Annotated in this window: 17 protein-coding genes; 13 read left to right on the top strand and 4 right to left on the bottom strand. The window is 65.0% G+C overall.

Translation table 11 applies throughout. The annotated features are described in order from the left end of the window. The first annotated feature begins 8 nt into the window (after positions 1-8). Complete coding sequence (locus ACR652_RS22195; RefSeq protein ID WP_434508648.1) at positions 9-812, top strand: SDR family NAD(P)-dependent oxidoreductase; 804 nt, start codon at positions 9-11, stop codon at positions 810-812. A gap of 106 nt (positions 813-918) precedes the next feature. On the opposite strand, the gene rpmF is transcribed toward ACR652_RS22195, so the two are convergent. From rpmF to mgtE, 3 genes are all read right to left on the bottom strand, one after another. Further along, complete coding sequence (gene rpmF / locus ACR652_RS22200) at positions 919-1,107, bottom strand: large ribosomal subunit protein bL32 (protein WP_434508649.1); 189 nt, start codon at positions 1,105-1,107, stop codon at positions 919-921. Positions 1,108-1,209: 102 nt separating this feature from the next. Beyond that, positions 1,210-2,244: a glycoside hydrolase family 25 protein gene (locus ACR652_RS22205; protein WP_434508650.1), complete on the bottom strand. Its 1,035-nt coding sequence runs from the start codon at positions 2,242-2,244 to the stop codon at positions 1,210-1,212. A 51-nt stretch (positions 2,245-2,295) separates the two neighbouring features. Next, positions 2,296-3,705 (bottom strand): magnesium transporter, encoded by a 1,410-nt coding sequence (gene mgtE, locus ACR652_RS22210; protein WP_434508651.1) that lies wholly within the window; start codon positions 3,703-3,705, stop codon positions 2,296-2,298. 70 nt (positions 3,706-3,775) lie between these two features. Between mgtE and ACR652_RS22215 the strand changes: the two genes are divergently transcribed. After that, entirely contained in the window at positions 3,776-4,669 is an 894-nt protein-coding gene (locus tag ACR652_RS22215) for a polysaccharide deacetylase family protein (protein ID WP_434508652.1), read from the top strand. Between the two features lie 66 nt (positions 4,670-4,735). On the opposite strand, the gene ACR652_RS22220 is transcribed toward ACR652_RS22215, so the two are convergent. Next, entirely contained in the window at positions 4,736-5,620 is an 885-nt protein-coding gene (locus ACR652_RS22220; RefSeq protein WP_434508653.1) for a hypothetical protein, read from the bottom strand. A 749-nt stretch (positions 5,621-6,369) separates the two neighbouring features. Here ACR652_RS22220 and ACR652_RS22225 point away from each other — a divergent pair. The 11 genes from ACR652_RS22225 to ACR652_RS22275 all read left to right on the top strand — a co-directional run bounded on the left by ACR652_RS22225 (position 6,370) and on the right by ACR652_RS22275 (position 17,958). Continuing rightward, positions 6,370-7,023, top strand: a complete 654-nt coding sequence (locus tag ACR652_RS22225) for a cytochrome c3 family protein (RefSeq protein ID WP_434508654.1) — start codon at positions 6,370-6,372, stop codon at positions 7,021-7,023. Then, complete coding sequence (locus tag ACR652_RS22230) at positions 7,011-9,863, top strand: 4Fe-4S dicluster domain-containing protein (RefSeq protein ID WP_434508655.1); 2,853 nt, start codon at positions 7,011-7,013, stop codon at positions 9,861-9,863. The genes ACR652_RS22225 and ACR652_RS22230 overlap by 13 nt, the downstream gene beginning before the upstream one ends. Continuing rightward, positions 9,860-11,248, top strand: a complete 1,389-nt coding sequence (gene nrfD, locus ACR652_RS22235) for an NrfD/PsrC family molybdoenzyme membrane anchor subunit (RefSeq protein ID WP_434508656.1) — start codon at positions 9,860-9,862, stop codon at positions 11,246-11,248. The genes ACR652_RS22230 and nrfD overlap by 4 nt, the downstream gene beginning before the upstream one ends. Continuing rightward, a complete protein-coding gene (locus ACR652_RS22240) occupies positions 11,238-11,798 on the top strand; it encodes a DUF3341 domain-containing protein (protein ID WP_434508657.1) in 561 nt (186 codons plus the stop codon). Before nrfD ends, ACR652_RS22240 begins: the two co-directional genes overlap by 11 nt. Beyond that, a complete protein-coding gene (locus ACR652_RS22245) occupies positions 11,749-12,222 on the top strand; it encodes a c-type cytochrome (protein ID WP_434508658.1) in 474 nt (157 codons plus the stop codon). The genes ACR652_RS22240 and ACR652_RS22245 overlap by 50 nt, the downstream gene beginning before the upstream one ends. Further along, positions 12,219-13,268 carry a hypothetical protein gene (locus ACR652_RS22250; protein WP_434508659.1) on the top strand — a complete coding sequence of 350 codons (1,050 nt, stop codon included), beginning with the start codon at positions 12,219-12,221 and terminating at the stop codon, positions 13,266-13,268. The genes ACR652_RS22245 and ACR652_RS22250 overlap by 4 nt, the downstream gene beginning before the upstream one ends. Before the next feature lie 402 nt (positions 13,269-13,670). Beyond that, positions 13,671-14,450 (top strand): SCO family protein, encoded by a 780-nt coding sequence (locus ACR652_RS22255; protein ID WP_434508660.1) that lies wholly within the window; start codon positions 13,671-13,673, stop codon positions 14,448-14,450. After that, positions 14,447-15,403: a cytochrome c oxidase subunit II gene (gene coxB / locus ACR652_RS22260; RefSeq protein WP_434508661.1), complete on the top strand. Its 957-nt coding sequence runs from the start codon at positions 14,447-14,449 to the stop codon at positions 15,401-15,403. The genes ACR652_RS22255 and coxB overlap by 4 nt, the downstream gene beginning before the upstream one ends. Then, positions 15,400-17,007: a cytochrome c oxidase subunit I gene (locus ACR652_RS22265; RefSeq protein ID WP_434508662.1), complete on the top strand. Its 1,608-nt coding sequence runs from the start codon at positions 15,400-15,402 to the stop codon at positions 17,005-17,007. The genes coxB and ACR652_RS22265 overlap by 4 nt, the downstream gene beginning before the upstream one ends. Then, the gene (locus ACR652_RS22270; protein ID WP_434508663.1) at positions 17,000-17,644 is read left to right on the top strand and encodes a cytochrome c oxidase subunit 3; all 645 of its coding nucleotides are present in this window, start codon (positions 17,000-17,002) and stop codon (positions 17,642-17,644) included. Before ACR652_RS22265 ends, ACR652_RS22270 begins: the two co-directional genes overlap by 8 nt. After that, positions 17,641-17,958 (top strand): hypothetical protein, encoded by a 318-nt coding sequence (locus tag ACR652_RS22275; protein WP_434508664.1) that lies wholly within the window; start codon positions 17,641-17,643, stop codon positions 17,956-17,958. The genes ACR652_RS22270 and ACR652_RS22275 overlap by 4 nt, the downstream gene beginning before the upstream one ends. The last annotated feature ends 59 nt before the right edge of the window (positions 17,959-18,017 follow it).

The raw sequence follows: 18,017 nt of genomic DNA on the forward strand, positions 1-18,017 counted from the left end.
GCGCCCACATGACTGAACCGAACAACGCCCGTCCCGCGGCCGTCATCACTGGCGCGTCGGACGGAATTGGCGCGGAACTGGCCCGCGTCTTCGCCGAAAAGGGCCATGAGGTGGCGATCGTCGCGCGCCGCGGCGACCGGCTCGAAGCCCTCGCCGACGCCATCGCGGCCAAGGGCGCAAACCGCCCGACGGTCGTGGAGCTCGACCTTCTCTCCGACGGCGCCGTGGAGATGCTCGCGGCGCGGCTGGCGGAGGCGGGGCTCTCCGTCCAATATCTCGTCAACAACGCGGGCTTCGGCCTGATGGGGCGCATCGCGGACCTCGACGAGGCCGAGCAGCTCGCCATGATCGACCTGAATATCCGCGCCCTCACGGCGCTGACGCTGCGTTTTCTCCCCTCCGTGACCGCCACCCGGGGCGGCGTCCTCAACGTCGCCTCCGTGGCCTCTTTCATGCCGGGGCCGGGATTTGCGGTCTATTACGCGACCAAGGCCTTCGTCCGCTCGTTCAGCGAGGCGATTTCGCACGAGCTGGCGCCCGCCGGCGTCAAGGTCTCCTGCCTGTGCCCCGGCCCGGTGATCACGGGTTTTCAGGCGCGCGCGGGCATGAGCTTCGACGGCATCATGGGCGCCATGAAACCGGCGCTGGTGCCGGCCGAGGACGTCGCCCGCCAGGGATATGAGGGGCTGATGGCGGGCCGGCGAATCGTGATTCCCGGCGCCGTGAACAAGGCCATGGTCTGGAGCGCGCGGCTCTCGCCACGCGCCCTGCTCCTGCCGCTTCTCGGCGCGGCGCAGGTGAAGCGGTCCTAAAAGGAAAAGCTCCTCCTCAGGGGTTTTGAGGGGCCTTTCCACACCGTTCAACGCACAAAAAAAGCGGGCCCGAAGCCCGCTTTTTCCATGCCAGCGCGCGACGCGCTTATTCCTCGGCCGACTTGACCTTGAGCACCTGACGGCCGCGATACATGCCGGTCTTCAGGTCGATGTGGTGCGGACGACGCAGCTCGCCCGAGTCCTTGTCCTCGACATAGGTCGGAGCCTTGAGGGCGTCGGCGGAACGACGGAAGCCCCGCTTCATGGGGGAGACTTTTCGCTTCGGAACGGCCATTTTCTTCTCTCTTCTGAACGGCGAAGGCCGCGCGGGTGTTCGCCGCGCGGCGGAAACTGGTGCGGGGCGTATACGCGAAAATGCGCCCGCTGGCTACCCCCGCTATCCCTTATTCGGCGGATTGTCGACGGCGGCCGGCGGCGTCGGGGCCTCGCCCTCAGATTCATAGGAGCCCTTCTCGGCCCCTTTCAGCATGGCCGGGTCGTCCTCGATGAGCTTGTTGCCGCTCCGGTCGTCCATGACCGGCTTGTGGGCCGCCGCGAGCGGAGCCGCGTGCAGGCCCGTCTGGGCCGCGAGCCAGCCGCGCCACTGCTCATGGGTGCCGTTGAAGGTGTTCTGGTCCACCGCGCCGACGATTCCCGGCACGCGGCCGTCCGAGCGATATTGCCAGAAGGTCCATTTGCGGTCCCCGTAGCGGACTTTCGGGTGATATTTCGTGGAGCGCACCCAGATCGGATAGTCCGACAGGGCGTCCGGCTGAAGGATCGCCTGATAGAAGTCGACCGAGGAATAGATGATCGGCTTCTTGCCGTAGTGGCGCTCCATCGCCTCCAGCATGATCCGCATGTCGCGGAGCGCTTCTTCGCGATAGAGGGTGCGCTTGCAGCTTCTCGACTCCGGCGTCGGCTCGACGTCCAGAACCGGCGGCAGGGCGTCGGGCTCATTGGGCACGACCGAGGCGAAATTGGCGATCTCCTCGTGCGGCGGCCGGCACCAATAGACAAAGTGATAGGCGCCGCGCGGCACGCCGGCGGCCTTGGCCGCCGCCCAATTATACTGGAACTTCGAATCGGCCTTGTCGCCGCCTTCCGTCGCCTTGATGAAGGCGAAGGCGACGCCCGACTCCTTCACCTGCTCCCAGTCGATGTCGCCCTGATATTTGGACACGTCGACGCCGTGGATGGCGAATTCGGCGCTTCGCGTCGCCGGAAAGAGATGCAGATCGGACTCGGGCACCGCATAGGCGAGGAAAGTCGGATCTTTCTTGGCGTTGACGAGCGGCGCGCTGGTGGCGAAGCGCGGGCGGCGGGCGTAGCTCGGGTCGTAGGAGCTGCCGCAGGCGGCGAGGGTCACGGCGCTGGCTGCAGCGCAAGCGAGCGCGGTGAGACGCGTTACAGAAAAATTCAACGAGCTCATTTCGTCAAATTACCCCTGAGCCGGTAACGAAGCGTTAATGCGCCCGCCGACTCAGCCCAAGTGGAACCAGATACTGGCGATTGTAAGGAAGGCCCCGTAACCCACGACATCGGTGATGGTCGTCACGAAGGGACCGGAGGAAACGGCAGGGTCGAATTTGAAGCGGTCGACGACCAGCGGCACGATGATGCCACCGAAGGCGCCCGCCACCAGATTCGTGAACATCGCCAGTCCCATAACTGGCAGGAGCCCGACATTCTGGAACCAGTTCGCGGCGACGAGTCCGGTCACGATCCCGAAGGCGGCGCCGTTCACGCCGCCGATCGCCAGCTCGCGGAAAATAATTTTCAGGGCGTTCGAGCTGTTCAGTTCACGCGTCGCCAGCGCGCGAACCGCCACGGTCATGGTCTGGGTGGCGGAATTTCCGCCCTGCCCCGCGATGATCGGACCGAGCACCGCAAGCGCGACCATTTGCTCGAGCTGGGTCTGAAAGCTCTTGAGCACGGTCGAGGTGATGAAAGCCGTCAGCAGGTTGATGAACAGCCAGGCGAAGCGGCTGCGCGCGATCCACCAGAAATCGTCCGTCAGCTCTTCTTCCGGGTTCACGCCGCCGAGAGCCTTGATCTCCTCGGAGGCCTGTTCCTGCATGACGTCGACGATGTCGTCGATGGTGAGCACGCCGACAAGGCGCTCGGATTCGTCGACCACCGGGATCGACACGAGGTTGTAGCGCTCGAACAGACGCGCGGCCTCGGCGCCGTCCTCCGTCGCCTTCACCCGGCGCCGGTCGGCCTGCATGATCTCGTCGAGACGCGCGCCCGGCCGCGCCCGCACCAGCGCGTCGAGGAAAACCGTTCCCAACAGATGGTAGCCGGGGTCGACGACAAACACCTCGAAGAAACTGTCGGGCAGTTCCTCGCCATCGGTCTCACGGAAGAAATCCAGCACGCGGCCCGCGGTCCAGAAGGGCGGCACCGCGATCAGCGTCGTCTGCATGAGACGCCCGGCCGAATCCTCCGGATAATCGAGCGAGCGCCGCAGGACGATCCGCTCCTGCGCGGGCAGCGCGTCGAGAACTTCGGCCTGTTCCTCGGGCTCCAGAGTCTCGAGGATGGCGACGGCGTCGTCGCTTTCCAGATCGCGCACGCCCTCGACGAGCGTTTCGACCGGCAGCTCCTCGAGAATGTCCTCGCGGGTGGCTTCACCCACCTCCATAAGCGCGGTAAAGTCGAAATCCGCGCCCATCAGTTCGACGAGGCGCGGACGCGCCTCGTGACTCAGGCGTTCGAGCAGCGCGCCGACATCGGCCTCGTGAAGGCCTCCGACCAGTTCATGGACCCGATCGGCGTCGCCGAGCGCAATGGCGGCTTCGACCTCGAACACGAAATCGGCGTCCATTCCGCCGCCGTCTTCGCGGAAACCTTCGGCGCCAGCCGCCGTTTCTTCAGGGTCGAGTGGCATGCCGATTCCCGCTACAAGGCTCAAGGCTCTCTAACCCGCGCGCGCGCGGATGCAAACCGGCAAAACCAGCATGATCAAAATTTCCCGCGTCGCCCTTCTCGGACTGCTCCCGCTCGGCCTCGCCCTGCCCGCCGGCGCCCGCGAATGCGGGCCGGACGCGCTCAATGTCTCCCGCACGATCGAGATCGGCCCGAAGGGCGCCGCCGTTGGTCTGCAAAGCTACCCGCGCACTCTCGACCTGCAGGACCACGAAGTGATCCTGACCTTCGACGACGGCCCGGCGCCGCCGACCGCGAAGGTGCTCGACGCCCTCGACAGGGAATGCGCCCGCGCGACGTTCTTCGTCATCGGCCGCAACGCGGAGGAGACGCCCGCGCTGGTGAAGCGCGCGGCCGCCGAGGGTCACACCATCGGCAACCACTCCTACAGCCACCCGGCCGTGACGCTTCGGCTGCTCGACGAGGGCGACGCCAAGGCGGACGTCGAGAAAGGGATCAAGGCGGTCGAAAAGGCCGCGGGCGGCAAGGTCGCGCCTTTCTTCCGCTTTCCCGGCTTCGCGGACACTCCCGAACTCGTGCGCTGGCTCGAAGGGCGCGGCTACACGATTTTCGGGTCGGATCTGTGGGCCTCCGACTGGTCGCCCATGTCGCCCAAGGGCGAGCTGGATCTGGTCATGAGCCGGCTCGAGAAAGCCGGCAAGGGAATCGTGCTGTTCCACGACTCCAAGGCCCAGACGGCGCAAATGCTGCCCGAGTTCCTCAAGGAGCTGAAGGCGCGCGGCTACAGGCTCGTGCATATCGTCCCGGGCGCGGGAGAGACCCCCATCGCCGCCGCCGGCCCCGAGTGGACCTCCACCACCGAGCCGATCATCGCCAAGACGCTGGCCGGCAAGAAAAAGCTGCCGCCTCATGCGCCAGAGGCCGAGGCCGGGACGCAACCCCATGTCCATCCCGGCGAGCAATAAAAAGAGACGCCCGCGTCCGTCTCCGGGCGCGGGCGAGATTGCTGTTGTGATCGCAGGCTGGGAACGTCAGCCGTTCTGGCAGGCGTAGAAACCGCGCCCGCCCCAGCAGGAGCCGCTCTTGTAGACTTTGCCGATCGTTCGGCCGCCGAGCGTCGCCGTCCAGACGCGCCCATGCGCATGTGCGATTTCAAGCGGCTTGCCAGGCAACTGGAAAATCAGGCCGTCATCGGTGCGCTGAACCCTGCAGGTCCCGCTGATCGTCACGCGTCCGGAAAGCTTCACATAGCAATGCGCCATGCGGCTGCGGTCGCTCTCGGGCGCATCGGCCCGTGGCTCCTCGGCGGTCCTTTGCGCGGGCGGCGGGGCCAGTTCCCGCGCGGCGGGCGCCGGCGCGGCCACGGCGGCGGGCTCTGGCTCCGGGCTGGCCTCGGCCATGGCCATTTCCCTGGCGGGCTCCGTGACAGGCGCGCCGAGCCGAGCGCGCATCTCCGCCGGAGGCGGCGCCAGCGGGGCCGGGGCGGCGGCGATCGGCGCAAGCGACGCTGCCGTCGCCTGCGCAGGCGCGGAAATCGGCGCATGCGCCGGGTCCGCTTGAATTTCCGAAGTCTTTTCGACGTTCTGCATCGCCGGCGCAGGCTTTTCCGGCCGGGTCTGCGGCTGTGGCTGTGGCTGTGGCGCGGGGACCGCAACCGCGACCTTCGCCGCCGCGCCCCTCTTGTCGGTCACGGGCGGAACCAGCGTCCACAACATCGCCGCGGCGCCGCCAACCAGAGTGAACGCCAGCAGGAGATGGATGAAGCCTTCCGCGCGATCATAGGAAAAGCCCCACAGCGGCGCGTCATCGGCGCGGCGGCGAGGCGGGGCCTTCCGGCCCGGGAGTTTCGCTCCGCCCCGAAACGCCTCGGGCTCATAGTCGCTTCTGCGACCGTGGTTATCGAGAAAAACGCTCATACTGATTACTCCGGGCACGAGGTCGATGACGGAGGCCGCGCTCCCGGCGCAGCGCCCGCGCGCCCCGCGCCGCCGGGGCTCGCATCGACCGATTACCGGGACCACGTCCCGGACAAAGAGCCCCCAGCTCGCTGGCGCGGAGCCGCACAAGCCCCTCCTTGTGCGCCAGATTGACACACATACTAAGTTGCAAATTGTGGCTGTTATTTGCTCAGACGGTGGAATGGCCCCTCAGGCACAGCCTGCCCCTCATCCCTCTCACCGTTTACGGGGAGAGGGCTGGGTGAGGGGCAGGCCATGCCGAGGCGTTCCGTCCGGCCCTTACAATGAGACTCGGAATGAGCGCCGGCCCTCGTTCGCGGCCTCCCGCTCGGCCTCTTGCTGGATGGAGGTCCTGAGCGCTTCGGCCAGAGCCAGCCTCAACAGGAGCAGGACGATCTGCTCGGACAGGGGCTCCCGCGTGACCGCCTCGAAGGAAAGCCGCAGGGCCTTCCCGACTTCCCGCTGAACGAGAAGCGGTGTTTGTTCGTTTTGTTTAGTGAAAGCGCTTCCCCACATCTGCCCGCCCTCCTCACAAGACAACTTTGGCGGCCGTAAGTAGTTCCCACTAAGTGCTCGCCGAAATGTCGCAGAAGCGGCAAAAAACTCCCCCCGTTCAGCCCCGCGCCCGGGAGCGCGCTACATAGGCCTGAACGAAGAAACCCGTTCAGTCAGCCTGCTTGTCGATATATTGCGAGGGAGAGCCTGACGTGGGGGCTGCGTTTCAGCCAGCGGCAAATCTCTGGGCGGCCATCGCGCTGGCTCTTGGCGGCGGCGTGATCGCCGCCGCGATCGTGTTCGGCTGGCTCTGGCAGACAAGCGACTTCGCGCGCGGCGTGCGCAGCGCACAGGCGCAACCGGTTCCCTTCAGCCACCAGCATCACGTTTCCGGGCTGGGAATCGATTGCCGCTATTGCCACGACACGGTCGAGCGGGCCGCCACGGCGGGCATGCCCCCGACCTACACCTGCATGACCTGCCACTCGCAGATCTGGACCAATGCGCGCATTCTGGAGCCGGTGCGGCAAAGTCTCGCGCAGAACAAGCCGATTGTCTGGCGCCGCGTGACCGATCTTCCCGACTACGCCTATTTCAATCACAGCATCCATATTGCAAAGGGCGTCGGCTGCTTCAGTTGCCACGGGGACGTGGCGGCCATGCCGCTCACCTGGAAGGCCAGGACGCTCACCATGGGGTTCTGCCTCGATTGCCACCGCGATCCCGGACCCAATCTACGCCCCAGGGACAAGATCTTCGACACGACGGCGCGCCCACGGCCGGACCCCGCCTCAGCGCGGACCTTGCTTGCATTTTATCATATCGGATCGCGTGACCTGACGGACTGCTCGATATGTCACAGATAGGCAGACAATGGCGAAGCCTGGACGAGCGCGCGGGAACCACGCCTCCCGACACCGATGAATTTGCAGATTTGTGGGAAACGCCGGCGCCCGATCGTCGCAGCGCGATGAAGCTGATGGCGGCGGCCTGGGCGCTCGCCGGCGCGGGCGCCTGTTCGGACGCGGACGAGACCCTCATTCCCGCCGTTCGGGCTCCGCCCGACGTCATTCAGGGCGCGCCACAACTGTACAGCACGGCGTTCGTGCATGAGGGCTACGCCGCTGGCGTTCTCGTCAAACATTGGATGGGCCGCCCGATCAAGGTCGAAGGCAATCCGCGCCACCCTGCAAGTCTCGGCGCCGCAGACGCCATGGCGCAGGCGCAACTTCTCGATTTCTACAATCCTGACCGCTCATGGGCGGTCACGCACAAGGGGCAGCCGTCGACCATCCCGGCGCTCGAACGCGCGCTCGCCGAGCAGCGTGAAAGTCTCGCGGCGAGCAGCGGCGAGGGCTTCGTCATACTGACCGGCGCCGTCGCATCGACGACGCTCTCCGCCCAACTCGAGTCGCTGCGACAAAAATATCCCGCCGCGCGGTGGCTTCACTGGGAGCCGATCTCGCGCGCCGGGGCGGAGCGCGGCGCGGTCCTCGCCTATGGGCGCCCGCTGGCCGCGACCTTCAACCTCCAGAACGCGGACGTCATCCTCGCGATTGACAGCGATCTGCTCAGCGCCGCTCCGGGCGCCTTGCTCTACGCCCGCGACTTCGCGGCCCGCCGCAATCCGACCCGCGCCTCGGCGATGAACCGTCTCTACGCCATCGAGCCCGGCTGGAGTCTCACCGGCGCCGCAGCCGATCATCGCATCATCGCCGGACCAGACGCCCTGCGCAGCGCCGTTCTCGCGCTCGCCGCCGCGATCTTCAACCGCCCCGGACCCGAGGAGCCGCCCTGGCTCGCAGCGGCCGTTGCCGATCTGAAGGCTCATCACGGACGCGCCCTGATCCACGTCGGCCCCGAGCAACCGCCAGAAACGCATGCGCTCGCTTTCGCGATGAACGAGGCGTTGGGCGCGCGGGGCCAGACGCTCAACCTGATCGAACCGGTCCTTCACCCGTCCGCCGACGAGGCGTTCACGCTCGCCGCACTTGTCGACGAGATGAACTCGGGAAAAATCTCCGCGCTCGTCATCATCGACAGCAATCCCGTGTTCACGGCGGGCGCCGTCGATTTCGCGGAAGCGCTCAAGCGCGTCCCCTTCACATTAACTCTGACGACGACGCCAACGGAAACAAGCGACGCAACCCTCTGGGCCGTGCCGATGACGCATGCGTGGGAAAGCTGGAGCGATGGGCGCGCCTTCGACGGAACGGCGACCATTCTCCAACCGCAGGCCCTGCCGCTCTATGGCGGCTTCGACCCGCATCGTCTGCTGTCGCTTTTCCTGCAAGCAACCGCGGGCGACTCGAAAGATCTTGTGCAGCAAAGCTGGAAGCCTCGCTTCCCAACCGCCTTCGACTCATCATGGCGGGACGCGCTGGCGCAAGGCGCCATTCCAGATACGGCGAGCCGGAAGGTCGAGAGCCCGATCCGCACGGACGCCGCATCGTTGACGCCGCCGGACCGCGCCGAAGCGGCGCTGAATCTTCTGTTGCGTCCCGACCCTTACATCTGGGACGGCCGTTTCGCGGAAAACGCATGGCTTCAGGAATTGCCGCGCCCCATTTCAAAAATGACCTGGGACAACCCGCTGCTTGTTCCAACGCAATATGCGCAAACGATGCAGCTGAGCGACGGCGATCTCGTGGACATCTCCGCCGGAGGGCGCTCCGTGACGGCGCCGGTGTTGATCGCGCCGGGACAGGCGCAGGATTGCGTGATCGCGTCGCTTGGGTTCGGACGACGCCGGGCTGGATACGCCGGCCTTGCCGCGGGCGTCGACTTCTTTCCGCTTTCCGGCGCGCAAAGCGTTCCGACAATCCGGAAGCTCGGCCAGCGCGTCGGCCTTGCGCGGACCGAACGACACCACGCGATGCGCGATGACCACGGAACCTATGCGCGGCGCGACACGCTTGCTGATTTTCTCGCAGGCAAGACGTCGCCCGCCCTGGAAGAAGGGCCGTTTCTCTACCGCTGGAAGCCGGAAGGTCCGGCCGCCTGGGGCATGAGCATCGATCTCAACGCCTGCATTGGCTGCGGCGCGTGCATCGTCGCCTGCCAGGCCGAGAACAATGTGCCGGTCGTGGGCAAGGAGCAGGTCTTGCGCGAGCGCGAGATGCACTGGCTCCGGATCGATCGCTATTTTGACGGGCCGGCGGAAGACCCGAGGATCAGCTTTCAGCCGGTTCTCTGCATGCATTGTGAACAGGCTCCCTGCGAGCCCGTCTGCCCCGTCGGCGCGACCATGCACGATGCGGAAGGCCTCAATGTGATGGTCTACAATCGCTGCATCGGCACACGTTTCTGCTCGAACAATTGCCCTTACAAGGTGCGTCGCTTCAATTACTTCGCCTTCGCGGAAGCTGAACGGCGCCCGCCCGAGGCGCGCAATCCCGACGTGACCGTGCGCGCGCGCGGAGTCATGGAGAAATGCACTTTCTGTATCCAGCGGATCGCGCAGGCGCGGATCGAGGCGGACAAGACCGACCAACCCGTCGCGGAGATTCAGACCGCCTGCCAGGCGACGTGTCCAACCGGCGCGTTCAGTTTCGGAAATCTCGCGAGCGCCGACAGCGACGTCGTCCGGCGCAAGCGCAGCCCGCTCGCCTACGCCCTGCTCGCTGATCAGAACACGGTCCCGCGCGTGACGTATGAACAGCGGATCACGAATGAAAATCCAGCGATCACGGAGGCGCCAGAATGACGCCCCCCGACGCCCGCGCGGCCAATCGCCCCAACATGGACGATCCTCTGTTCGATCCCGCGCAGACGCCGGGCTCGATGACCGGGCAGGTGTGCGCCGTCGTGCTGGACCGGCCGTTCGGCCTGTGGTGGCGCGTCTCCCTCACGGTCGCGCTGCTGCTGCTTCTGGCGCTAATCATCGCGATTGTCTGGCTCTTCATCGCCGGAATTGGCGTCTGGGGCGTCGACTGGCCTGTCATGTGGGGCTTCGCGATCATCAATTACGTCTGGTGGATCGCCATCGCATCGGGCGGCACGTTCATATCGGCGCTCTTCTATCTCGCGGGCGTCGAGTGGCGCAACGCGCTCAACCGTCTTGCCGAAACCATGACGGTCCTCGCAGTCGCCTGCGCCGGGGTCTTTCCGATTCTGCATCTCGGACGCCCCTGGCTGTTCTACTGGCTCTTCCCCTACCCCAACACGATGACGCTGTGGCCGCAGTTCCGCAGTCCCCTGCTGTGGGATTTCTTCGCGATCCTCGCTTACGTGATCTCTTCGGTTCTGTTCTGGTATTTCGGCCTCATCCCGGACTTCGCGACGCTGCGCGACCGCGCCGAGGCGAGGCGAAGCCGCCTCTTTTATGGCGTGCTCGCGGCGGGGTTTCGCGGCGGCGGCGCGCAGTGGCGCCACTACCGGGCCGGCTATGGTCTTCTCGCGGCCATCATGGCGCCGCTCGTCATTTCCGTGCACAGCATTGTCGGGCTGGATTTCGCGGGCGCGGCCACGGTCGGATGGCACTCCACACAGTTTCCTCCCTTTTTCGTTTTCGGCGCGCTGCTCTCCGGCTTCGCTATGGTGCTGCTCCTCGCCGCGCCGTTGCGCCGGCTGCTGGGGTTCGAGGATTTCATCACTGGCCGGCACTTCGACGTGCTATGCAAGCTCCTGCTCGTCAGCAGCCTCTGTGTCGGCTATTCCTATATCATGGAAGCCTTCATGACGTTCTACGGCGGAGAAGCCGCAGACCGTCTGTCCTTCATCGACAAGATCAGCGGCCGGCAGGCGCCGATCTATTGGGCGACCATCCTCCTGAATGTCGCTTTGCCACAGCTCTTCTGGAGCCGGCGCGCACGCCTGAACGAAGCGGTGATCGGAATCGTCTCGATCGGCGTCATCATCGGCATGTGGTGCGAAAGATATCAGATCGTCGTCATGAGTTTGCGCCGGCCCCGCTTGCCATCCGCCTGGGGCGAATTCGCGCCGACGCTCTGGGACAATCTGACGCTGTTTGGCACGGTCGGCCTGTTCCTCGCCGGACTGCTCATCGCTCTTCGACTCGTTCCGATGATTTCCATGTTCGAGATGCGCGAGGTCATGACGCAACGTGGAGGCCAGGAAGATGGACTCTGAGTCGCCTCGGCTTCTCGCTTCGTTCGCGGCGCCCGCCTCTTTCGAGGCCGCGCTCGCGGCGCTGAAGGACACACGCATCAGCGTCGCCGAGACATATACGCCAATGCCAGCCGAGTCGCGCGAGGCGGCCTCTCCGGGCGCGCTGGTTGCGCTCCTGGCCGGCCTTGCGGGGGGAGCAGGCGCCTTCGCCATGCAAGCCTACGCGAACATATGGGCCTATCCCCTCGACATCGGCGGGCGGCCCAAATTCTCATTGCCGTCCTTCGTGCCGATCGCCTTCGAAATCGGCGTCCTGTTCGCCGTCATCGGCATCATTGTCAGCGTCTTCATCTTCGGGCGGCTGCTGCGCTTCCATGCGCCCATAGACGATTGCCGTCTGATGCGCCGGTCGCTCTCCGATCGCTGGATCATCTCCATCGAGGCCATGGATGCAAGAGAGATACGAGAGGCCGCCGTTCTCTGCCAGTCGCTCGGCGCCGAGGAGATCGAGGAGGTCCCGCATGCTGCGTCCTATCCTTCTCCTGTCGACGCTGCTGCTGCTCGGCTGTAGCGACATGTCCAACCAGCCCAAGCAAAAGACCTATCGGCCGCTGGTCGGGCCTGCGCAGGGCCCTTCGGACATCGTGGCGTTCGAAGCGCGCGAGACCACGCCGCCGCAAGTGACCCTCGAATTGCTCACGCGCGGCCGCGAACGCTACGACATCTATTGCGCGCCCTGCCATGCGCCAATCGGGGACGGCAGAGGCATGATTGTTCAGCGCGGGTTTCCGCCGCCGCCCTCCTATCACACAGATCGCTTGCGCGGCGCGCCGCCGCAGCATTTCTACGACGTTATCACCAACGGCCTGGGCGCGATGTATTCCTATGCCGAGCGGGTGGCGCCCGCAGACCGCTGGGCGATCGCCGCCTATATCCGCGCGCTGCAACGCAGTCAGAGCGCAAGCGGCGCGCGCCTCCGGGAGAGCGCACGATGACGGGGCGAGCCGCCGCAGCCCTCTTTCTCGCTGTTTGCGCCTTTGCGGCGGCCGCCCTGCTCTGGCGCATGGAGCCACAGACGCTGGCCTATGGCTGGCTTGCGTCTGTCCTGACATGGATCAGCGCGCCGCTTGGCTGTCTCGGGCTCCTTCTCATCCACGCGATGACGGGAGGGCGTTGGGGAGACGCCATCAAGCCGGAACTTCGCGCCGGCGCCGCCACGCTTCTCCTGCTTCCCGCTTTCGCCCTGCCTCTGATCCCGTTCGCAAGACGGCTCTATCCCTGGCTGCGCGAAGGCGGGGGGACCTTGCCCAATGCTTTTTATCTCAACGGGAGCGCCGCGCTCGCACGTGCGCTGATCTACCTTCTTGTCTGGTTTGGCCTCGAATGGATCGTCGCGCGGCGCCTCCGTCGTCCCGATCCCCAGCTTGCGGCGATCGCCCCGGCTGGCCTCATCCTTCTCGCCTTGACCATAAGCTTCATGTCGATCGATCTCGTCATGTCGCTTGATCCGCGCTTTCCATCCAGCGTCTTCGGCCTTCTCCGAATGGCCGATATGGCCCTTTTCGCGCTGTCGCTCTGCGTCTTCATCGCCTCGACGAAGACCGACATCCAAAGCGACGACCTGCATCAGCTCGGCCGGCTCCTGCTCGCCGCCGTCATTCTCTGGGCCTATCTTGCCTTCATGGAACTGCTGATCGTCTGGCAGTCCAATCTCCCCGCCGAAGCGTCGTGGTATGGGCCGCGCCTGACCGGCGGCTGGGGCGTTCTGGGCGCCGCCGTCACAGTCTTCCGCTTTGCCCTGCCGTTCTTCGTTTTGCTCTCGCCTCGGGCGCAATCGTCGCCCCGTGCGATGCGTGATGTGGCGGCGACGCTGATCCTGGCGGGTTGCGCCTCCAATCTCTGGCTGGTTGGACCCCAATCTGCGGCGCCGGCGTTGATGATCGTTCTCTCTTTCCTCGTCACGCTCGGCGGCATGGCCGCGGCAAGCTTTGCGCTGATGTCGGCGTGGCGGGCGCCGGCTCTGCGGATGGATCGCCCATGACGGAACAGAGGCTCAAACCCGCGAAGCGCGAGCCTGCTGACGTCTCGCTGCGCTTTGTCTGGATTGGCGCGGGTTCTGTCGTCGCCGCGATCTCGCTCCTTGCGGCCCTCGTACTGTGGATGTTCCCGCACTCGCGGGCGGACCAGCGGCTCCGCCTCCCATTGCCTGATTACCCGCGGCCGGTCCTGCAACAAAATCCTGTCGGTGATCTCGCCGCCTATATGAAAGAGCAGCAGGCCCGTCTCAACAGCTTTGGATGGATCGATCAGGCGGCAGGCGTTGCGCATATCCCGATCGAGCAGGCCATGCGCGAGATCGCGGAAGAAAAGATTGCAGACTGGCCGGGCCAACCGTCGAAGACGGCCGGGCCATCCGGGAAACCCCTCGCGCAGGAGAGCGATCATGCCGAGCTTGGCAAAACTCCCAGCCCTCCTGCTCCTGCTGTTGGCGCCGATCACAAGCCAAGACGCGGCCGCGCAATCGGCGCAGTTGAGGCAGAGACAGGGCGCCCTCATGCCCCTCGACGCGGCGCTTCGCGACGAAGCGGGCCAGACCGTCACGCTCGGCGCCCTCACTGAACGCGCGCCCGCCCTTTTGTTGTTCGGCTATTTTCATTGCCGCAAATTATGCACACCCTTGCGAAACGACGTGATCGCCGCGCTCGAGGCGTCCGGGCTCCGTCCAGGACAGGATTATAGCCTGCTGGTCGTGAGCCTTGATCCCGAGGAGGCGCCCATCGACGCCGCGAACGCCAAGGCGGAGAGCCGCGCGCGCTTTCCCGCAAGCCGCGCGGGCGCCTCCTGGCGCTTTCTCACTGGCTCCAGGGATGAGATCTCGCGCATCGCCGACGCGGCCGGCGTAGAGTCTGTCGCCGACCCGCGCAGCGACAGCTTCACGCATCCGGTCAGCGTGATCGTGTTGACGCGCCATGGCGAAATTTCAAACTATCTGCCTGGCTTCGGGCTGGAGGCGGCCGCCCTCCGGCTGGCGCTGACGAAGGCCGGCGCCGGGGAGATTGCGAAGCCCGCCTCTCTGGTCGCGCTTCTGTGTCTCGATCTCGACCCCGCGACCGGCCGATATTCCCTCGCCGTCCTCAAGCTGCTGCGGCTCCTTGCGGGGGGCTTCGCGCTTCTTGGCGCCGGCGTTTGCGGCCGCGCGCTGTTCCGCGAGCGCCGGACATGAGCCTCGGCCTCCCCGCCGCGACGACAGACGCCGTCGAAGTCGATCAATTGATTCTGGCGCTCGTTCTCGCCTCCGCGGCGGTCCTCGCGCTGGTCTATGGCCTGATCCTTATTTACATGTTCCGCTATCACGCCGGCAGCCAGACGCCGCGCGGGCAGCCGTCCCTGAAGTCATGGCGGTTCGAAATCGCATGGACTTTGGCGACTCTTCTCGTCTTTTTCGGCCTCTTCGTCTGGGGCGCCGATCTCTATGTGCGTCTGTTTCAGGCCCCCGCCGACGCCCTGCAGATCTACATTGTCGGAAAGCAATGGATGTGGAAGGTCGAGCATCCGGGCGGGCAAAGGGAACTGAACGCCCTGCATGTGCCGGTTGGACGACCCATTCAGCTCGTGATGACCTCGCAGGACGTCATTCACGATTTCTCCGTTCCAGCCTTTCGTATCAAGCGGGATGTCTTGCCCGGCCGCTACGAGACCATATGGTTCCAGGCGCGCGCGCCCGGCGCCTATCATCTTTTTTGCACGCAACTCTGCGGCGCCGGCCATGCGACCATGACGGGCGACATCGTCGCCATGACGGCGCCGGATTATCAGGACTGGCTGGCGCATGGGGTCACGCAGACAGGGCCGCAGGAGAGTATGTCCTCCGCCGGGCATACGCTCTTCATGCGCTATGGATGCAGCGGTTGCCACGGCGCCAATGGCGAAGGATCGGGCGGCGCCGTCAAGGCCCCGGCGCTGGCGGGTCTCTATGGCGACCGCGTGAAGCTTTCCAACGGCGCCGTCGTAAAGGCGGACGATCGCTATTTGCGCGATTCCATCCTCACGCCGGACAAGGAGATCGTCGCAGGATACGACCCCATCATGCCGTCTTTCGCTGGTCAGGTCGACGAGGAGCAACTGATGCGTCTCATCGCCTATTTGAAATCCCTCAAGCCGAAGGAAAGCAAATGAATCCTGCGGCGCGCTCTTATCTCACCGACGGCTTCACCCTGCGTAGCTGGCTGCTGACGTCCGACCACAAGCGGATCGCCCTCTTGTACCTGGGCACGATCACCCTCTTCTTCTTTATCGGCGGCGTCGCAGCGGCGCTGCTGCGCTACAATCTTCTCTCCTCCCGCGGCCTGCTGGGATCGCCGGAGATCTACAACAAGCTGTTTTCGATGCATGGCGTCGTGATGGTGTGGTTCTTCCTCATCCCGGCAGTTCCCGCCACTCTGGGGAATTTTCTCGTTCCGCTGATGCTGGGCGCTCGCGACCTGGCCTTTCCTCGCCTCAATCTCCTGAGCTGGTACCTGTTTGTCATTGCAGGAGTGATCGTGCTCTACGCCCTCATCGTCGGCGGAGTCGACACGGGCTGGACGTTCTACACGCCTTTGACCACACTCTATTCGAACGGTTACGTCGTGCTGGTGGCGACCGCCATCTTCGTCGCCGGCTTCTCCTCCATTGCAACCGGACTGAACTTCATCGTCAGCATTCACAAGCTCCGCGCCCCCGGCATGACGTGGTACAGAATGCCCGTCTTTCTCTGGTCGCTTTACGCGACCTCCGTGATCATGGTGCTGGCGACGCCCGTTCTGGCCATGACGCTTGTGCTGCTGGCGTTCGAAAGGGTCTTTCATGTCGGGGTCTTCGATCCCACCGTCGGCGGAGACCCGCTGCTCTTTCAACACCTGTTCTGGTTCTACTCCCACCCGGCTGTCTACGTCATGATCCTGCCGGGATTCGGCGTGATCAGCGAGATCGTCCCGGCCTTTTCGAGCAAGGAGCTCTTCGGCTACAGATTCGTCGTGTGGGCCAGCATCGCCATCGCCGTGATTGGCTTTCTCGTTTGGGGCCACCACATGTTCGTGGCCGGCGCCTCTCTCTATTCCGCGCTGGTCTTCTCGCTGCTCAGCTACATGGTCGCCGTTCCGTCGGCCATCAAGGTGTTCAACTGGGTGGGCACCATGCACAAGGGCTACATCCGTTTCGATGCGCCAATGCTCTACGCCATCGGGTTCATCGGCCTGTTTACGATGGGCGGACTCACAGGCCTCTTCGTCGCGGCGCTCGCGGCGGACGTGCATCTCACCCAGACTTATTTCGTCGTGGCGCATTTCCACTATGTCATGGTCGGCGGCATGGTCTCCGCCTTTTTCGCCGGACTTCATTTCTGGTGGCCAAAGATCACCGGACGCATCTATCCGGAAATGTGGGGCCGCGCCGCCGCCATCATCATCTTCGCAGGCTTCAACCTCACCTTCTTTCCGCAATTCATACTTGGTTATCTTGGCATGCCGAGGCGCTACGCGTCCTATCCGGCCGAATTCGAACCGCTCAACCTTCTGTCATCCGCCGGCGCGGCCGTCCTCGCCGTTGGGTATCTCCTTCCGCTCGGCTATCTGATCTGGTCGCTCTTCCATGGTGAGAAGGCCCCGGCGAATCCCTGGGGCGCGACCGGCCTCGAATGGACGACGCCATCTCCGCCGCCCACGGAAAACTTCGAGGAGACGCCCGTGGTCACGCAGCCGCCCTATCAATATCCGCTTCGAGAGGCGATCAGCCATGAGTGACGCTGCCTCGCCGCATGGCTTTCAGTTCGCGAGCGCCGCCCATCAGAGGGAGACCGCGATCTCCGGCATGTGGGTCTTCCTCGCGACCGAGGCGCTATTCTTCGGTCCTCTGTTCCTCGCCTTCGCCTTCTCGCGTCAGTTGGACATGTCCGGCTTCGACGCCGGGGGCTCGCGCACGAATCTCTTGATCGGCGCCGTCAACACCTTCCTGCTCGTCACGAGCAGCCTCTTCGTCAGCCTGGGCGCGGCCTGTTTGGAGACGGACCGCAGGCGCGTAGCGCTTTGGAGCTTTTGCTTCGCCTGGGTTCTCGGCCTGTCGTTCATGGCGCTGAAGTTCGGCGTGGAGTGGCGTGACGATTTCCGCCACGGACTTTTTCCCGGGGCGGGTTTTTCGGCGCAGGGGGACCTGCGCGGCGGCATGGAGCTGTTTTTTACCTTCTATTTCATCAGCACGGGCGTTCATGGGCTGCATCTCCTCATCGGATTGCTGCTCCTCGCCTGGATCATCCGGCGCCTCGCGCGCCATTCGCCGATGACGCTCACGCCAGTCCTTGTCGTCGCGCTCTACTGGAGTTTTGTCGATCTCGTCTGGATCATCCTCTTTCCGCTGATCTATCTGGTGGGGCGCGGCGGATGAGACGCGTCCTTCCCGGCCTTGTGGGCGCCTATGCCCTGCTGCTCATTCTGCTTGCGGCGGAGATTTACGGAGCGTTCCTGCCGCTTGCGCGGCCCGCGCGGCTCCTGCTGCTCATCCCGGCGCTTCTCATGGCGGGCGTTGTTGCGACAGCCTTCATGGGGCTGCGGCGAGAAGGCGCGCCGACGATCATGTTCGCGGTCTCCGGCGCCCTTTGGCTTGCAATCCTCCTTGGCCTCGGCATGCTCGATCCTGTCACGCGCGCGATGTATCCCGCTCCGCAAAGCGCCGTCTCCGCAACACTGAAATCCCATTGACGCCGTGAGTTGGAACGAGCGGCCGTCCGGCCTGTTATCTCGGCACTCCCGCGCGCTGC

This window comes from Methylocystis sp., from assembly GCF_051061225.1.
In the GTDB taxonomy this organism is placed as follows: domain Bacteria; phylum Pseudomonadota; class Alphaproteobacteria; order Rhizobiales; family Beijerinckiaceae; genus Methylocystis.

Bases quoted from the DNA above. Each gene is read 5' to 3' on its own strand.
- ACR652_RS22250 (WP_434508659.1), top strand. From the start codon at position 12,219: ATGACGGGGCGAGCCGCCGCAGCCCTCTTTCTCGCTGTTTGCGCCTTT.
- ACR652_RS22245 (WP_434508658.1), top strand. From the start codon at position 11,749: ATGCTGCGTCCTATCCTTCTCCTGTCGACGCTGCTGCTGCTCGGCTGT.
- ACR652_RS22240 (WP_434508657.1), top strand. From the start codon at position 11,238: ATGGACTCTGAGTCGCCTCGGCTTCTCGCTTCGTTCGCGGCGCCCGCC.
- ACR652_RS22265 (WP_434508662.1), top strand. From the start codon at position 15,400: ATGAATCCTGCGGCGCGCTCTTATCTCACCGACGGCTTCACCCTGCGT.
- ACR652_RS22195 (WP_434508648.1), top strand. From the start codon at position 9: ATGACTGAACCGAACAACGCCCGTCCCGCGGCCGTCATCACTGGCGCG.
- nrfD (WP_434508656.1), top strand. From the start codon at position 9,860: ATGACGCCCCCCGACGCCCGCGCGGCCAATCGCCCCAACATGGACGAT.
- rpmF (WP_434508649.1), bottom strand. From the start codon at position 1,107: ATGGCCGTTCCGAAGCGAAAAGTCTCCCCCATGAAGCGGGGCTTCCGT.
- coxB (WP_434508661.1), top strand. From the start codon at position 14,447: ATGAGCCTCGGCCTCCCCGCCGCGACGACAGACGCCGTCGAAGTCGAT.
- ACR652_RS22255 (WP_434508660.1), top strand. From the start codon at position 13,671: ATGCCGAGCTTGGCAAAACTCCCAGCCCTCCTGCTCCTGCTGTTGGCG.
- ACR652_RS22220 (WP_434508653.1), bottom strand. From the start codon at position 5,620: ATGAGCGTTTTTCTCGATAACCACGGTCGCAGAAGCGACTATGAGCCC.
- ACR652_RS22270 (WP_434508663.1), top strand. From the start codon at position 17,000: ATGAGTGACGCTGCCTCGCCGCATGGCTTTCAGTTCGCGAGCGCCGCC.
- ACR652_RS22230 (WP_434508655.1), top strand. From the start codon at position 7,011: ATGTCACAGATAGGCAGACAATGGCGAAGCCTGGACGAGCGCGCGGGA.
- ACR652_RS22275 (WP_434508664.1), top strand. From the start codon at position 17,641: ATGAGACGCGTCCTTCCCGGCCTTGTGGGCGCCTATGCCCTGCTGCTC.
- ACR652_RS22215 (WP_434508652.1), top strand. From the start codon at position 3,776: ATGATCAAAATTTCCCGCGTCGCCCTTCTCGGACTGCTCCCGCTCGGC.
- ACR652_RS22205 (WP_434508650.1), bottom strand. From the start codon at position 2,244: ATGAGCTCGTTGAATTTTTCTGTAACGCGTCTCACCGCGCTCGCTTGC.
- mgtE (WP_434508651.1), bottom strand. From the start codon at position 3,705: ATGCCACTCGACCCTGAAGAAACGGCGGCTGGCGCCGAAGGTTTCCGC.